The organism is Enhydrobacter sp. (assembly GCF_030246845.1).
Lineage (GTDB): Bacteria > Pseudomonadota > Alphaproteobacteria > Reyranellales > Reyranellaceae > Reyranella.
In genome coordinates, this window is sequence record NZ_CP126889.1 from 4,541,220 (window position 1) to 4,554,928 (window position 13,709).

The 13,709-nt window shown below is 67.0% G+C and carries 13 protein-coding genes; 6 read left to right on the top strand and 7 right to left on the bottom strand.

Annotated elements, in window-relative coordinates:
• Positions 1-15 precede the first annotated feature (15 nt).
• On the top strand, positions 16-1,047 hold the full coding sequence (locus tag OJF58_RS22625) for a hypothetical protein (protein WP_300780071.1): 1,032 nt from the start codon (positions 16-18) through the stop codon (positions 1,045-1,047).
• A gap of 45 nt (positions 1,048-1,092) precedes the next feature.
• Here OJF58_RS22625 and OJF58_RS22630 read toward each other — a convergent pair whose 3' ends face one another.
• Genes OJF58_RS22630 through OJF58_RS22640 form a run of 3 tightly spaced genes read right to left on the bottom strand, consistent with a single transcriptional unit; the run spans position 1,093 to position 5,600 of the window.
• Positions 1,093-3,555 carry a penicillin acylase family protein gene (locus tag OJF58_RS22630; RefSeq protein ID WP_300780072.1) on the bottom strand — a complete coding sequence of 821 codons (2,463 nt, stop codon included), beginning with the start codon at positions 3,553-3,555 and terminating at the stop codon, positions 1,093-1,095.
• 2 nt (positions 3,556-3,557) lie between these two features.
• Positions 3,558-4,715, bottom strand: coding sequence for a CaiB/BaiF CoA-transferase family protein (locus OJF58_RS22635; RefSeq protein WP_300780074.1), 1,158 nt, complete (start codon positions 4,713-4,715; stop codon positions 3,558-3,560).
• A 9-nt stretch (positions 4,716-4,724) separates the two neighbouring features.
• Complete coding sequence (locus OJF58_RS22640) at positions 4,725-5,600, bottom strand: DMT family transporter (protein WP_300780075.1); 876 nt, start codon at positions 5,598-5,600, stop codon at positions 4,725-4,727.
• A 27-nt stretch (positions 5,601-5,627) separates the two neighbouring features.
• Between OJF58_RS22640 and OJF58_RS22645 the strand changes: the two genes are divergently transcribed.
• Together OJF58_RS22645 and OJF58_RS22650 are read left to right on the top strand one after the other, a co-directional pair.
• On the top strand, positions 5,628-6,635 hold the full coding sequence (locus OJF58_RS22645; RefSeq protein ID WP_300780076.1) for an alpha/beta fold hydrolase: 1,008 nt from the start codon (positions 5,628-5,630) through the stop codon (positions 6,633-6,635).
• Positions 6,636-6,715: 80 nt separating this feature from the next.
• Entirely contained in the window at positions 6,716-7,600 is an 885-nt protein-coding gene (locus OJF58_RS22650) for an alpha/beta fold hydrolase (protein ID WP_300785370.1), read from the top strand.
• Here OJF58_RS22650 and OJF58_RS22655 read toward each other — a convergent pair.
• The gene (locus tag OJF58_RS22655; protein ID WP_300780077.1) at positions 7,575-8,495 is read right to left on the bottom strand and encodes a LysR family transcriptional regulator; all 921 of its coding nucleotides are present in this window, start codon (positions 8,493-8,495) and stop codon (positions 7,575-7,577) included. The two genes, OJF58_RS22650 and OJF58_RS22655, sit on opposite strands and share 26 nt — an antisense overlap.
• A 101-nt stretch (positions 8,496-8,596) precedes the next feature.
• Here OJF58_RS22655 and OJF58_RS22660 point away from each other — a divergent pair, with 101 nt between their 5' ends.
• Positions 8,597-9,430 (top strand): isocitrate lyase/phosphoenolpyruvate mutase family protein, encoded by an 834-nt coding sequence (locus tag OJF58_RS22660; RefSeq protein WP_300780078.1) that lies wholly within the window; start codon positions 8,597-8,599, stop codon positions 9,428-9,430.
• Between the two features lie 14 nt (positions 9,431-9,444).
• On the opposite strand, the gene OJF58_RS22665 is transcribed toward OJF58_RS22660, so the two are convergent.
• The 3 genes from OJF58_RS22665 to OJF58_RS22675 are packed head-to-tail and all read right to left on the bottom strand — an operon-like array spanning position 9,445 to position 11,411.
• Complete coding sequence (locus OJF58_RS22665) at positions 9,445-9,933, bottom strand: NUDIX domain-containing protein (RefSeq protein WP_300780079.1); 489 nt, start codon at positions 9,931-9,933, stop codon at positions 9,445-9,447.
• Between the two features lie 10 nt (positions 9,934-9,943).
• Entirely contained in the window at positions 9,944-10,954 is a 1,011-nt protein-coding gene (gene hemB / locus OJF58_RS22670; RefSeq protein ID WP_300780081.1) for a porphobilinogen synthase, read from the bottom strand.
• Between the two features lie 19 nt (positions 10,955-10,973).
• Complete coding sequence (locus OJF58_RS22675; protein ID WP_300780082.1) at positions 10,974-11,411, bottom strand: hypothetical protein; 438 nt, start codon at positions 11,409-11,411, stop codon at positions 10,974-10,976.
• Positions 11,412-11,477: 66 nt separating this feature from the next.
• On the opposite strand from OJF58_RS22675, the gene OJF58_RS22680 reads away from it, so the two are divergent.
• Both OJF58_RS22680 and OJF58_RS22685 read left to right on the top strand, forming a co-directional pair.
• Positions 11,478-12,617, top strand: coding sequence for an acyl-CoA dehydrogenase family protein (locus OJF58_RS22680; protein WP_300780083.1), 1,140 nt, complete (start codon positions 11,478-11,480; stop codon positions 12,615-12,617).
• An 8-nt stretch (positions 12,618-12,625) separates the two neighbouring features.
• Positions 12,626-13,693: an enoyl-CoA hydratase/isomerase family protein gene (locus tag OJF58_RS22685; protein ID WP_300780084.1), complete on the top strand. Its 1,068-nt coding sequence runs from the start codon at positions 12,626-12,628 to the stop codon at positions 13,691-13,693.
• Positions 13,694-13,709: the final 16 nt, after the last annotated feature.

Consider the following 13,709-nt stretch of genomic DNA (forward strand, 5'->3'; position numbering starts at 1 on the left):
GCAGAGGAGCGACCCATGGGCGACGATCTGGTGGTTCACATAAGCGTTGTCGGTCACGCCAGCCGGCGATGGCGGGGTGCAAAGACGGCAGCCGAGGCGGAGCGGCTCAACCAGCAGCTTTCCGAGGCGCGCGCGCAAAATATCCGCGCCGTCGTCGAGGCGATCGTCAAGAAGGAATTGCCCGGTATTTCGATCGAGGTCCCCGGCCGAGGGGTCGGCAGCCGCGAACCCTTTCCTACCGCGGGTGAAGACAATGCTGCAGTCGATCGCAGCGTCGTGGTCAGCATTGAGCTCGCCAATGTCAATACCGGCTCGAGGATCGAGCGTCGCCCGATCCGCATCTACACGCCCAGCAAGTTCTGGACGCTGAAGGTGCTCTCGATGACGGGCGCCTCCGGGATCGGGGCGAGGGGAACGTTCATGAGGATCGCCATCAAGAACCCCTTCACCGGCCGGCAACTGACGATGGCAGGCTATCTGTTCGGCGGCGCCTTCAGCCCGAATCCAAAGGACCTGTTCCAGTTCGATAGCGATCCCAAGAAGAACCCGAAGGATTTCGACAAACCCGTGGGCAACGAGGTCACATTCGAGACAGACGAGGCGGAGGACTTCAGCTACTGGGTCGGATCGGAGAACGGCCAATGGGTCCGTGTCGTTCACGACAAGATCGGCCTGGTCCGCAAGAGGGAGCTCACTTTCCTTCAGTTCACGAGATTGGACGACTACCACCCGGGCTCGCTGGTGTTCGAATACGAGAAGGGCTGGTCCTTGCCGGCGGTCAACATTTCGGTCGTAAGCGGCGTATTGAAGGTCGAGGGCGACGTTCCCAGCGACTACGTCGACGACACCACGTTGGTCACCGTTCCAAAGGTGGACGTTCACCCCTACTACGATGGCCTGCTTCTCAGTTTTCCCACCGGGAAAGCGGGCCTGAACGACCTGACCAGCAACGATCGGCAACGGCTGACCGACTTTGCAACGAACAAAGCCCGCAACATCCGGGTGTTTGCCGAGCTGGGCTACAAGGTGACCAATCCACGTCCATAGCGCTCAGGCCTCATTGCGCCTCACGGCGAAGCAGCCGGAGATGAATCAACGATTGACCGGCCTCAGGCGGATGGTGCCGACGGCACTGCGTTCGAGCTCTGCCGGGGTGCCGGCGATATAGACGTAGCTGAAGCTGCGCCAGCCGGCCAGAAAGTTGTGCGACCAGCGGGAGAACATGTTACCCGACTCGCCCAGCGGGATGGCAAAGCGGCTGTTGTCGAGGTCGTTGAAATCGTAGATGCCGCGATAGGTGGCGCCGTGCACCGCCTCGAACGGCCGCGGCCCGCGGAAGGCTGGCGTGGCGCGATTGAGTGTCTGCGCGCCGCCGTCGGCCGGATAGCGCACCGAGGCGAAATCGCGCAGGAGCGGGACGCCGTCGAACAGCGGGTGCTTGTGCGCGGCGTCATGTGCGCGGCCCCACTGCCAGGTCTCGATGGCGTCGCCCTGGCGCCGGGCAATGCCGTTCAGCGCCGCCTCGAGCGATCGCGAGATGATGTCCTCGCAGCTCTCGACCACGGTCGTCGTGGCATCGTCGCACCATTGCGGCCGGTTGCGCAGGATGCGCAGCATCAGCGGCACGTTCGGCGCCGCCATGTCCGCGTAGAGATCGTCGCCCACCTTGTTGGCGAGGAGCTCGCGCTGCAGCTCGAACAGCCAGGCGGTGTAGATCAGGGGTTCGGGCCGATCCGCCAGCATGAAGCGATTCCAGTGGCCCATCAGGTCGTGCACCTTGGCGGCGCGCGCGTTGCGCGGCGGCACCTTCAGCAGCACCGGCAGGATCTCGGCGGCATCGGGCGAAAGATTGTCGGCCTGGATGGCGATCATGCCATAGACCGGATGGCGCTCGACCTCGCGCAGAAGCTGGTTGGCGCGGCGCTGGCGGTAGGGTTCGGCCCAGTCGCGGCTGATGAAGTGACGATAGTCGTCGGGCACGAGGCGGGCATTGGCGTTGACGATGATGCCGCTCGCCGGGTTGTAGGTGCGCGGCAGCTCGTCGAACGGCACGAAGCTCGCCCAGTCGTATTCGCCGGTCCAGCCGGGCGAGGGCATCGAGCCGTCGCCTTTGCGCCGGATCGGCACACGGCCGGGCGCCACGAGACCGATGTTTCCCGACGTGTCGGCATAGACGATGTTCTGCATCGGCGTGATGATCTTGCGCGTGGCGTCCAGGAAGTCGTCCCAGTTCTGCGCGAGGCCAATGCGGAGGAAGCCTTCGATCGAGGTGTCGGCGCCGTCGAGCGCGGTCGCCTGGAGGGCGAGCACGTGGCCCTGGCCGGCGAGCTCGTCGGCGCCGCTCATGAAATCGTTGATCACCACGCCGTGCCGGGTGCTGCGGATGTGCATCTGCACCGGCTGACCCCACAGCACGTTGATCGTCTCGTCGCGGCCACCGAAGGGGCGCGCGCCGTCGGGCGTCAGGTAGCGCTTGGGATCGGTCGGATCGATGCGCTCGACGAACAGGTCCTGGCTGTCGAGGTTGGTCGTGGTGAAGCCCCAGCCGATGCTGGCATTGTGACCGAGGACGATGCCGGGACCGCCGGGTGCGGACACACCGCGGATGTCGAAGCCCGGCCCGACCAGCCGCGCCAGATACCAGAGGCCGGGAAAACCGAAGCCTAGATGCGGATCGTTGGCGAGCAGTGGCTTGCCCGACACGGTGTGGGCGCCCGACAACACCCATTCGTTCGAGGCCTCGCGCTTGCGCGTGGCGAAGTTGTCGGTGCCGCGATAGAGGCGGTCGAGATCGATGCCTTGCAGCGCCTGGTTGACCAGCGACAGCGTGGCGTCGCGGCTGTCGCCGGGCGGCCCCATCAGGAACTTGACGCCGTCCTCGCCGATCTTGCGCAGCTCCATCAGCCGCAGCAGCTCGGCGCGCCAGTTGCCGTCGAGCGTAAGCGCCATCAGCTTCTGCCAGACGATCGAATCGGCCGGCTGCCAGTTGTCGGGCTTGTAGCGGCCGCCGGTCAGCAGGCGCACCAGCGTGAGCTCGAGGCCATACTGCCGGTCGTCGTCGGCCAGCCAGGCATTCACGCCGGCGGCATAGGCATCGAGGATGGCGCGCGCGCTGGGCGACAGCGCGCCGACACTGTCCTGTGCGGCGCGATAGAGGCCGAGGCCCCGCATCGTGCGGTCGGTCTCGACGATGCCTGGTCCAACCAGCGCGGGGGGCAGGATCTCGGACAGCCGGCCCTGACCCAGGCGGCGCATGAACTCCATCTGCCAGAAGCGGTCCTGTGCGTGCACGAAGCCGAGGCCGAAGACGGCGTCCTCGATCGAGCCGGCGATGATGTGGGGCACGGCATTCTTGTCGCGCAGGATTTCGACCGGTGCCTTCAGGCCCTGCACGTCGAAACGGCCGCTGTAGGGCGGCAGCGCGCCGCGCACCTGGAAGAACGTCCCGATGGCGAAGACCAGGAGGGCGACCGCGAGCCCGGCCAGCAGCTTGGCGATGCCGATGCCGAGGCGCGCGGCGAACGACGCCGGTCTGCGGACGGGGGCAGCCCCCACGTCTAGCTGCCGATGAAGGAGAGGATCGCCTCGCGATCAGCGTCGAGGTCCGGTGCCGCGGGCCGCGTCTTCGGATCTTCGAAGGCCGACATCTTGATCGGATTGCCGGCGAGCTTCAGCGTGCCGCCGCTGCCGTCCGGCACCTCGACCAGCATGTTGCGTGCCGCCACCTGCGGATGGGCCAAGGCCTGCTTGATGTTGTTGATGGGGCCGCAGGGAATGTCCGCCTTCGACAGGACGCCGAGCCAGTGCGCGGTGGGCCTGGTCCGCAGCAGGCTCTCGATCTCGCCCTGCAGGCGCGTATGGCTCTTCTGCCTGAGCGCGTTGGTCTTGTACTCGGGATCGGCGGCCATCGCCGGCATCCCGAGCGCGCCGCACAGCTTCACGAACAGGCCGTCGTTGCCGGCCGAGATGATGATGGCGCCGTCGGCGGTCTTGAAGGCCTGGAACGGCACGATCGTCGGATGTCTTGCGCCGAGCGGCCCCGGGACCTCGCCCTCGACCGTGTAGCGCATGACCGCATTCTCCAGGAGCGCGATCTGGCAGTCGAACATGCCGATATCGACCCTGGTCGCCTCGCCGGTCTTCAGGCGATGGACCAGCGCGGCGTTCACGGCGACGGCAGTGTAGAGGCCGGCGCCGATGTCGCCGATCGACATGCCGACCCGGACCGGCTCGCCGCCTTCGGGGCCGGTGATGCTCATGACGCCGCCCATGCCCTGGACCACCATGTCGTAGGCGGGATCGCGCGAGTTCGGTCCGGTGTGGCCGAAGCCCGATGCCGATGCATAGATGAGCTGCGGGTACCTGTCATGCAGCGCGTCCCAGCCGTAGCCCAGCTTCTCCATCGTGCCGGGCCGGAAGTTCTCGACCACCACGTCGGCCTTGGCCAGCAGCTTCTCGAAGATCGCCCTGTCCGACTCGTTCTTGAGATCGAGCGCGATGCTTTGCTTGCCGCGATTGACCGAGGCGAAGTAGGTCGACTTGCCCTTCACGTAGGGGCCGTAGGCGCGCGCATCGTCACCGCCCTTGGGCGATTCGACCTTGATGACGCGCGCACCCATCTCGGCCAGCAGCAGCGTGCAGTACGGGCCGGCAAGGATGCGCGAGAGATCGACGACGGTGATGCCCGACAGCGGGCCTTTGCTCTTCTGGGTCATGCGGGGTTCTTAACCAGTGGCCCGCCGCGAATCCAGCCAGACATTTGCCGCGGCCGCACCGATGACGATCGCGCCGCCGAGGAGGGTGAGATCGCCCGGCCGTTCGCCTTCGATCGCCCAGACCCAGATCGGCCCGAGCACCAGCTCGAGCAGGCCGAGCAGGGCGGCCCGTCCGGCCGGGATGTGCTTGAGACTGGCGAGATAGAGCAGCAGCCCGCCGGCGAGCTGCCCCGGGCCGAGCGCCAGCAGCCAGGCGAAATCCTCGCCCGTCGCCGCCGACGGGTGGGCGAAAGGGAGCGCCACCGCGGCGGAAATGGCGCCGGCCAGCGCCAGCGCAGGCGCCATGCCGATATCGCGGCGATGCCGCACGATCACGTAGTTGGAGCTCATGCACAAAGTCACGATGGCGCTCACCATCATGCCCGGCACGGCGCCCGCCTTCAGCGAACCGGCGACGCTCAGGGCAAGACCAACCACCGCCGCGCCCATTGCCGCAAGCGTGTGACGGTGGATGGGTTCTCCCAGCAACAGCCGGGCGAGAACGGCGGTGACGAAGGGCGTCGCGCCGAAGACAATCAGCACGTTGGCGACAGGCGCGAGCCCCAGGGCCAGGATGAAGGCGATGAAGCTGCCCGCGAGCATCAGCGCGCTCAGGAGGAGTGCCGCTCCGGCACTGCGGATATCGATCAAAACGCGGCGCCATTGCAGCAAGAGCAGGGGCAGGATCGTGGCGAAGAGCAGGACGGAGCGCCAAAACGACACGTCCCACGGCGGCAGCTCGATACGCCGCACGATGACTCCGGCGGTGCTGAAGACCGTTGCAGCGCCGATCGCGCAGAGGACGCCGAGCGTCGCGGAACTCTGCGAAGAAAAGGACGTTTTCATAGTCACAAAGCTGAATACGGACCTGTCGTGCCCCCGTCTATCGAATCCCTGGATCTGCCGCCGTTCAGGCCGCGTTTTCCATGGTGGGGTGCGGATCTGCAGACGCTCTCGGTGTGGTGGCGCTCGCCGCCGTCCGACCTGGCGCCGCATGCGAGCGAACGCGTCTGCTTCCCGATGGCCGACCGCACGGGCGACATTCTCCTCGGCATGCTGGACCAGCCGGTGGAGCCAATCGATGGGCGTCCGCTCGTTCTTTTGATTCACGGCATGACCGGCTGCGAGACCAGCGTCTACATGCTGAGCGCCGCGCGCCATCTCCTCGACTGCGGCTATCGGGTGCTGCGCCTCAATGTCCGGGGCGCCGGCCCGTCCCGGCCGTATTGCGGCGAGATCTATCACGTCGGTCGCACGGCCGACTTTCGCCGCGTTTTGTGGCAGATCCCGGAGGACCTCACCAAGAACGGCATCGTCGCCATCGGCTATTCGCTGGGCGGCGCCATGCTGCTCAAGTATCTGGGCGAGGAGGGCGCCTTCTCGCCGCTGCGCGCCGCCGCCAGCGTCTGCGCCCCGATCGATCTCGTCGGGACGGCCAAACAGATGATGCGGCCGCGCAATCGGCTCTATCACGCCTACATCCTGAACGGCGTGAAGGCCGAGACGCTGGGCGAGGGCGCCCGGCTGTCGCCCGAGGAGCGCGAGATCGTGCGCAGCGCGCGCACGGTCCAGGAGTACGACGACAGGTTCATCGCGCCGCGCTACGGCTATCGCGATGGCCAGGACTACTACGATCTCTGCGCGCCGCTTCGCTACATGCCCGAGATCCGCGTCCCGACCATGGTTCTGGCGGCGTGCGACGATCCCTGGATCCCGATAGCCCACTACAAGGCGTTCGAGTGGGACGACAATCCCTGGCTGCTGCCGGTGTTCACGCCGACCGGCGGTCATGTTGGCTTCCATGGCGATGCCGGCAACCGTCCGTGGTGCGATCTCGCGCTGGAAAAATTCCTCGAGCGGGTCGATAGCATGAGTGCGTGAGCTTCTCCCCGCCGCCTTTCCGACCGCGCTTCCCCTGGTGGGGCGCGGGCCTGCAGACATTGGCGAGCCGGCTGCAGCCGATGCCGGCTCTGCCGGTTTCATGCCGAAGTGAACGGCTGAGCTTTCGCCTGAAGGACGGCGACACCCTGCTTGGCCGTCTCGACCAGCGGCCGACGCCGCGACCGAACACGCCGCTCGTCATCCTGATCCATGGGCTGACCGGCTCGGAGGAGAGCCGCTACATGCTGAGCCAGGCGCGGCTGTTGCTGGAACGCGGTTATCGCGTATTGCGACTCAATCTGCGCGGCGCCGGGCCGTCCCGGGCTTTGTGCAGCGGCCATTACTATGCCGGCCGCAGCGCGGATTTTCGCGAGTTGCTGGCCGCGCTGCCATCCGAGCTGACGGGGCACGGTCTGATGGCGGTCGGCTATTCGCTGGGCGGCGCGATGCTGCTGAAGTATCTCGGCGAAGAAGGGACCGCGGCGCCGCTTGTCGCGGCCGCCAGCGTTTCCGTGCCCATCGATCTGTCGGCGACGTGCCGAAATATGATGCGGCGGCGGAACAGGCTCTACCATCGCCATATCCTCGGCGAGATGAAACGCGAGGCGACTGGCGAAGGCGCCTTGCTGTCGCCGAAGGAGCGCGCGGGCATCCTCGGCGCCCGGACGATCTGGCAGTATGATCAGAATTTCATCGCGCCGCGCCACGGTTTCGACGGGGCCGAGGACTACTACGAACGCTGCAAGCCGGTCCGGTTCATGCCGGGCATCCGCGTGCCGACCCTCGTGCTCGCTTCGCTGGACGACCCCTGGATCCCCGGGGCTCTCTACGGCGGGTACGACTGGCGCGCCAATCCCGCGCTCAAGCCGCTGTTGACCAGGCAGGGCGGTCATGTCGGCTTTCACGGCATTGGCCACCGGCAGCCGTGGAGCGATCTTGCTATCGCCGATTTCTTCGGCTCCTGAAACGGTGCTTTGCCGTCAACAGCGACAACAGCAACCTGGCGGCCGGCGAGAGATAGGCGCGGCGGCGATGGATCGCCGTGATCGGGATGGTCGTGGCCATGGCCGGAACGTCGAGCGTCACCAGCACGCCCCGGCGCAGCTCGTCGCCGACGCTGCTTTCCGGAACCAGCGCCAGGCCGAAGCCGGCCTGCGCCAGGCGCTTCTGCGCGGTGAGACTGTCGATCAGCGTCAGGTCGGCGGCATCGAGGCCGGCCCGGACGAGCTGGCGCGCGAGCACATGACCGGAAGACTCCCGTTCCCCGGCCATGGGCGGAAAGCCGATCCATCGCTCGCGCGAGAGAATGGACGGATTGCGGATGCGGCGGCCGGCGAGGGGATGGTTCGACGCCGCGACCACCAGCATCGCCTCCGATCCGGCGTCCAGGGACACCAGGTCCGGCCGGTCGCTGGCGAAGTAGCGCAATCCCAGCGTGGCCTCGCCGCGGCGCACCAGGTCGGTGACCTCCGCACTCGACGCCGTACGCAGCTCGAGGCGGACATTCTTCGAGCGACGGGCAAAGCGGTGTAGCACGTCGACGATGTGCGTATCGGCAAGCGTGCCCACCAGGACGAGCGAGACCGTGCCCGAAAGGCCGGAGCCGAGACCGCGCACGGCTTCCTGTCCGTCCTGCAGGGCGGCAAGCGCCGCTTCGGCATGCGGCAGGAAAGCCTGGCCGGCGGCTGTCAATCGTGCCCGTCCACGGATGCGTTCGAGCAAAGGTGCCGCCAGCTCCCGCTCGAGCAGCGCGAGCCGGCGGCTGATCGCGGGTTGCGACCGGTGCAGGCGCCGGCCGGCGGCGGTGAAACCGCCGAGCTCGGCGATCGCAACGAAGGTCCTGATTCCCTCGAGATCCATTCGATCAGTATTTCCGATCCTGCCGGTGCAGACTATGCATTTTACAACTGACCTTCGTCGCTCGATCTTCCCCGTATCGAACGATGAATAGGGAGAGGCCGATGCACAGCCAGGCCGAGAAGGCATCGACGTTCCGTGCCCTGCATGAGCGGCCAGGGGCCTTCGTCATCCCCAATCCGTGGGACGTCGGAACGGCCAGGATGCTGGCGGCGGCGGGCTTCGAGGCCCTGGCGACGACCAGCCTGGGGGTGGCCAACGGTCTCGGCCGCGCCGACAGCAAGGTGACCCGCGACGAGGTGATTGCCAACTGCCGCGCCATCGCGGCGGCGACCGACCTTCCGGTCAATGCCGATCTCGAGAACGGCTTCGCTCATGCGCCCGAGGATGCCGCCGTCGCGATCCGCCTCGCCGCGGAAGCCGGAGCGGTCGGCGGGTCGATCGAGGATGCGACCGGCGATGCGAAGGATCCCATCTACGACTTCGATCTCGCCGTCGCGCGCGTGCGCGCCGCCGCCGCGGTCGCGCATTCCCTTCCGGTGCCGTTCCTGCTGACGGCGCGCGCCGAGAACCTGCTGCACGGCCGCAACGACATGGCCGACACGATCCGGCGTTTGCAGGCCTACCAGGAGGCGGGTGCCGACGTGCTCTATGCGCCCGGCCTGCGGACCCTGGTCGAGGTGCGCGAGGTCGTGGCCGCCATCAGGCGTCCCTTCAACGTCGTCACCGGTTGGCTCGATCCCGACATCACTGCGGCCGATCTGGCCGAGGCCGGTGCCAAGCGGATCAGTGTCGGCGGCGCGCTCTCGCGCCTCGCGCTTGCGGCGTTCGCCGGCGCGGCGCGCGCCATGAAGGAGCAGGGCTCGTTCGCCTGGATGCGCGACATGATGGCCATCAGCGATCTGCGCCGGATGTTCGGGACGGGCGCGCCGGCATGAGCGGGGGCCACCACCTACTGGATGGCGATCGGGTCGGCGGGCGGTCCGTCGTGCAACAGGTGCTTCAAATAGCGCCGGAGGTCTTTCGGTTCGAAACGTTCGGACGAGGCGGCGATCTCGTCGAGCGACCACCATCGGTGACCGAGGGTCCAACTCTTCTCGCGCTCGTCGAGGCCGGATGTGTCGATCGTCGTCGTCTCCACCCGTCCCAGGAAGAACCGCTCGCGATGCAGCACCTTGCGCTCGCGCCACTGCATGACGCGTTCGCGCGACCAGACCCAGCGCACGTCGTCGCTGACGACGAGGCCCGTCTCCTCGCGCGCCTCGCGCACCGCGGCCTCTGCATACTCCTCACCGGGATCGACCAGGCCGCCGATCATCACCCAGAACGGGTCATGGAACGGATCGGCGGGATCGTAGACGACGGGATTGTGCACCTTGAAGAGGAACAGCCGATCCTGCGGATCGAGCAGGACCAGGCGCGCCGACGGCCGCTCGATCATGGAAGGGCGATCATCGGGACTTGAGCAGTCGGGCGGCGTCGACCGCACCGTAGGTCAGGATGCCGTCGCAGCCGGCGCGCTTGAAACCGGTCAGCGTCTCGATCAGCACCTTGTCCCAGTCGAGCCAGCCGCGTTCGGCAGCGCCGCGCAACATCGCGTACTCGCCGCTCACCTGGTAGGCGTAGGTCGGCACGCCGAACGCGTCCTTCACGCGGCGCACGATATCGAGATAGGGCAGGCCCGGTTTCACCATCACCATGTCGGCGCCTTCCTCGATGTCGAAGCCCACCTCGCGCAGCGCCTCGTCGGAGTTGGCGTAGTCCATCTGGTAGGTCTTCTTGTCGCCCTTCAGCGTGCCCGAGCTGCCGATGGCGTCGCGGAACGGATTGTAGAAGGCCGAGGCGTACTTGGCGGCATAGGACATGATACGGGTGTGGACATGGCCCTTGTCGTCGAGCGCCTTGCGGATGGCCGCGATCCGGCCGTCCATCATGTCGGACGGAGCCTGGATGTCGGCGCCGGCCTCGGTCTGCACGATCGCCTGCTTCACCAGCGCCTCGAGCGTCTCGTCGTTCTGCACGTAGCCGTCGCGCACGATGCCGTCGTGGCCGTCGCTGTTGAAGGGGTCGAGGGCCACGTCGCAGACCACGCCGATATCCGGCACGGCCTTCTTCACGGCGGCGATGGAGCGGCAGACGAGATTGTCGGGATTGTAGGCCTCGCGACCGTCGGGCGTCTTGACCTTGGGATCGGTCTCGGGAAAGACCGCAACGGCGGGGATGCCGAGATCGCGCGCCTCCTTGGCCGCCTCGACGAAGAGGTCGATGCTGAGGCGATCGACGCCCGGCATGGACTCGACCGGCGTCCGCCGGTTCCAGCCTTCCTGGACGAAGACCGGCCAGATCAGATCGTCGACCGAAAGCCTGGTCTCGGCCACCAGCCGGCGCGACCAGTCCTCCCGCCGGTTGCGGCGCAGCCGGGTGGTGGGAAAGCGGCCGAGGGTCGTGAAGCGGTTTGCCATGGGCCGGTCTTATAGCGGCTCACCGGACAGGTAGGCGACGGCGATAATAGACATTGGGTCGCACCGCCCCGGCCATGTAGGCGCAGAAGCCGGCGGCCAGGACGAGCTCGCCCAGCATATCCACCAGCAGGGGCCAATGCGCCACCGCGCCATAGCTGATGGCGACGCCGCCGCGATAGAGGACCCAGACCAGCAGGCCGCCGGCGATGGCCACCGGCGTGTGGCGCAGGCGCAGCAGGGTCATGACGACGAAGACGAACGACAGCACGGCGGCGAAGCTCACCGCGACCATGTAGCGCGAGCCGATCTCGCGAAAGCGATCGAAGGCGAAGAGCCAGCCGGCGACAGCGACGAGGCAGAGGAGCGCGGCAAGCAGGACGGCGGCGAGAAGGGTGCCGCCCAGCCGCGCCTCCGGGATCGCGGCCAGTTCCTCGGCTGTAAGGTCTCGCCATTTCATGACCGCAGTGTACGTGGCGGCCGGCTTCGTTGACAGGGGGGGACCCCCCGATATGATCCGCCGCGCATGGATTTCACGCTTTCCGAGGATCAGGAAGCCTTCCGCGACACGGCGCGCCAGTTCGCGGCCGAGCGGATGCTGCCCGAGGCCGCGCGCTGGGATGCGGAGAAGATCTTTCCCGAGGCCGTGCTGCGCGAGGCGGCGGCGCTGGGCTTCGGCGGCATCTATGTGAAGGAGGATGTCGGCGGCAGCGGGCTCAGTCGGCTGGATGCCGCCCTGATCATGGAGGAACTGGCCGCGGCCTGCCCCAGCACGGCAGCCTACATCTCGATCCACAACATGGCCGCCTGGATGATCGACGGCTTCGGCGACGACGAGCAGCGCCGGCGCTTCCTGCCCAGGCTCTGCTCGATGGAGCATTTCGCGAGCTACTGCCTCACCGAGCCGGGTGCGGGCTCCGATGCGGCGGCGCTGGCGACGCGCGCCGAGCTCGAGGGCGATCATTACATACTCAATGGCACCAAGGCCTTCATCTCCGGCGGCGGCCGCAGCGACATCTATGTCGTGATGCTGCGCACCGGCGGGCCGGGCGCCGGCGGCGTCTCGACGCTCGTGGTCGAGAACGGCACGCCCGGCCTGTCGTTCGGCAAGCAGGAGCAGAAGCTCGGCTGGAACAGCCAGCCGACCGCGGCGGTGATTTTCGAGAACTGCAAGGTGCCGGTCGCCAACCGGCTGGGGCCGGAGGGGCACGGCTTCAAGATCGCGATGATGGGGCTCGACGGCGGGCGCATCAATATCGGCGCCTGCTCCCTGGGCGGCGCGCGTGCCTGCCTGGAGATGGCGTCGCGCTACGTGGTCGAGCGCAAGCAGTTCGGCAAGCCGCTCGCCGACTTCCAGGCGACGCAATTCAAGCTCGCCGACATGGCGACCGAGCTGGACGCGGCCCGTCTCATGATCTGGCGCGCCGCATCGCTGCTCGACGCCAGGTCGCCGGAGGCGACGCAGGCCGCGGCCATGGGCAAGCGCTTCGCGACCGACGTCGGCTTCCGGGTCGTCAACGAGGCGCTGCAATTGCATGGCGGATACGGCTACTTGAAGGACTTCCCCGTCGAGCGCTATCTGCGCGACCTGCGCGTGCACCAGATCCTCGAGGGCACCAACGAGATCATGCGCGTGATCATTTCGCGGCGTTTGTTGATGGGGTAGCGAGTCGAATGTCTGAAGCGGAAATCCTGTTCGAGGTGAAGGACGGCCTGGGCATCATCACGCTCAACCGGCCGAAGGCGCTGAACTCGCTGTCGCACGGCATGATCCTCGAGATGGAGAAGGTCATTCCGCAGTGGGAGAAGGATTCCGCGGTCAAGGCGGTTGTCGTGCGCGGCGCCGGCGATCGCGCCTTCTGCGCCGGCGGCGACGTGGCCGGCCTCTATCGCGAGATGCGCGACGATCCCTCGGGCACGACGCGGCGCGACTTCTTCCGCGACGAATACATCGTCAACCGGCGCATCTATCGCTACGCCAAGCCCTGGATCTCGCTGATCGACGGCATCGACATGGGCGGCGGCGTCGGCCTGTCGGTGCACGGGTCGCACTCGGTCGCCACCGAGAAGTTCCTGTTCGCCATGCCCGAAACCACCATCGGCCTCTTTCCCGATGTCGGCGGCGGCTATTTCCTGTCGCGGCTTCCCGGAGCGCTGGGCACGTTTCTGGCACTGACCAGTCACCGCCTCAAGGCGGCCGATGGCTTGTGGGCCGGAATCGTGCAGGCCCATGTGCCGAGCGCGAAGCTCGACGATCTGCAGGCGGCGCTGGGCTCAGCCGATCTTTCGGGCCCGGATCCGAACAAGAAGGTCGACAAGGTCATCGCCCGCTTCGCCGAGGATCCCGGCGTGCCTGCGCTGCCGGCCATGATGCAGGACATCGACCGCTGCTTCTCGGCCGAATCGCTTGCCGAGATCGTGGCAAAGCTCAGGAAGCGGAGCGGCGAGTGGGCGGACAAGCAGCTCGCCGCGCTGCTCAAGCTGTCGCCGATCTCCATGGCGATCACGCTGGAGCAGCTCAAGCGGTGCGCCAACCGGTCGTTCGAGGACTCGATGACCATCGAATACCGCATGTCGCAGCGCTGCATGCAGAAGGGGCACGACTTCTTCGAGGGCGTGCGCGCGCTGCTGATCGACAAGGACCAGAAGCCGAAATGGAACCCTTCGACCATCGAAGGCGTGACACCGGCCCTGGTCGAGGAGCATTTCAAGCCGGTGTCGAACGACCTGTTCTTCGACTGACGGGCGAGGGAGGGAA